A 1,729-nucleotide genomic window follows, 5' to 3' on the forward strand; every position below is an offset into this window, starting at 1 on the left:
CTACTGCTGCCCAAGTGGTCGGGGTGATAGTAGAACTGCAGCTTCTTATAGTCGTCGTACTTACCGTTGTATGGGAAACCATTTGCATTCATAAGGAGATATGTAAGTGCTTGATTGCAAATGTAAAGCATTAATTCGTAAAGCGCAAGCGAATGAGGACAAATTTCGTAGTTTTCATTTTCTTGCTGTGAATAGCATAAGGCATAATAGTTGTTTTGCCATTGCTATTCTTCCCGCTTTTGATAATTTCCGTTGAATTGCTATGTAAACATAGAACTCAACTCCCAATCTGGAGCTTTACCCAAGAAACGGCAGAATATTTCATTTCCTGCCGTTTCTAAGGAGGTAATTAAGACCAACTGTGCAAATTTAATTTTATAGGTGAAATCTTAATGATTTGTTCAATAAGTAATCCTAGAGATGTACTACTATACTCTCCATAATAAAAATGATACTTTTTACCGTTACTCATTAAAAAAATCTCCCAACCACCTTTTCTAACTTCATCTTTCTGAATTGAATTTAACCCTGACAGTTTTGAATTTAAAACTTTAATAATTTTAAAATCGCCTTCGCTAAGAGTAATCTTTTTTTTGTTTATGATTTTATTAAAATACTCATCTTCTGAATCACTTGTTTTAATCCCATAGGAAACCTCTAATTGTCCGTATTCAAACATCTTAATTAAATATGTTTCCGAATTCATTCCTGTTGGGAAGATAACACATTTAAACATAATTTTATTATGTGGATTTTGTTTCTGACATCCAATACCTAATAAAATAAAAGATATTAAACATATTATATTTTTCATATTCATCAGTATGCCCCCCTTTGCTTTAATCCTTGTTCTTTTCTAATATTATTCTCGTTATGAGTATTATTACCTTTTAATCCTACCGTTTCAAGTTCTTCTTGTGGTACCATTTGAGATGTCTTTTTACCATTTACGTCTTTATATGTATATGAACTTTTTATAGAATAATCTATTGCTTTTCCCTTCATTGATCTTTCACCATGAATCATTTCATGAGCTAACCCAATTTCATTAGGTCTGTTTTGGTCTGAAACATTACCTGTTTTTGAATTTTTTGTGGGAATTAATGGATTAGCTGAAATATCAAAATTCACCTTTACATTAGTTCCTTTTCCATTCGTAGCGTTAGTAGAGTTTACATCCGTTTCATAATTTGTACTTCCAATTTTCCCTATTTCTATAGTCATTTGTTTATTACTTTTAACTATATTTGAAATAAGTCCAGTTCCCGTAGTCAGTTTCTTATTAGTATTCCTTACCCCAGTTTTCATTATTAATACTATTCCATCTTGACGAACTCCTAATTTGTCATTTGTAAGTTTTTGAAGGTAAGTTAAAATTTTAATTCTTTGTTGACGATTTCCTGCTAACTTAAGCTTTTTTCCATCGGGATCAATAAACTTTACGGGGTTGTTCATACAATAATCATAACTGGAAATATTCGGATACTTCTCTTCCAGCGGATCACAACTCATCCATAAACTCAATCTCGGCTCATAGTACCTCGCACCATAGTAGTACATACCTGTTTCCTCGTCAAGCTCTTTGGCATTGAAAAGGTAAGGTGTGTTCCAAGTGTTGTTGCGCTCCTCAATGAAGACCTCGCCGAACGGCACATACTCAATGTGCTGCGATACCTCGCCATCAAGATTGGTGATGTAGCTTGAGCTGCCCAAGTGGTCGGGGTGATAG

At 33.8% G+C, this 1,729-nt stretch carries 2 protein-coding genes; both read right to left on the reverse strand.

The genetic code is table 11. From position 1 onward, the window contains the following. Window positions 1-349: 349 nt before the first annotated feature. Window positions 350-814: a hypothetical protein gene (locus HMPREF9018_RS04055; RefSeq protein WP_156098928.1), complete on the reverse strand. Its 465-nt coding sequence runs from the start codon at window positions 812-814 to the stop codon at window positions 350-352. A gap of 5 nt (window positions 815-819) precedes the next feature. Further along, window positions 820-1,729, reverse strand: a 910-nt coding sequence (locus HMPREF9018_RS04060; protein WP_008448506.1) for an RHS repeat-associated core domain-containing protein, incomplete at its 5' end; no start/stop codon positions are given.

The organism is Prevotella amnii CRIS 21A-A (assembly GCF_000177355.1).
Classification (GTDB): domain Bacteria; phylum Bacteroidota; class Bacteroidia; order Bacteroidales; family Bacteroidaceae; genus Prevotella; species Prevotella amnii.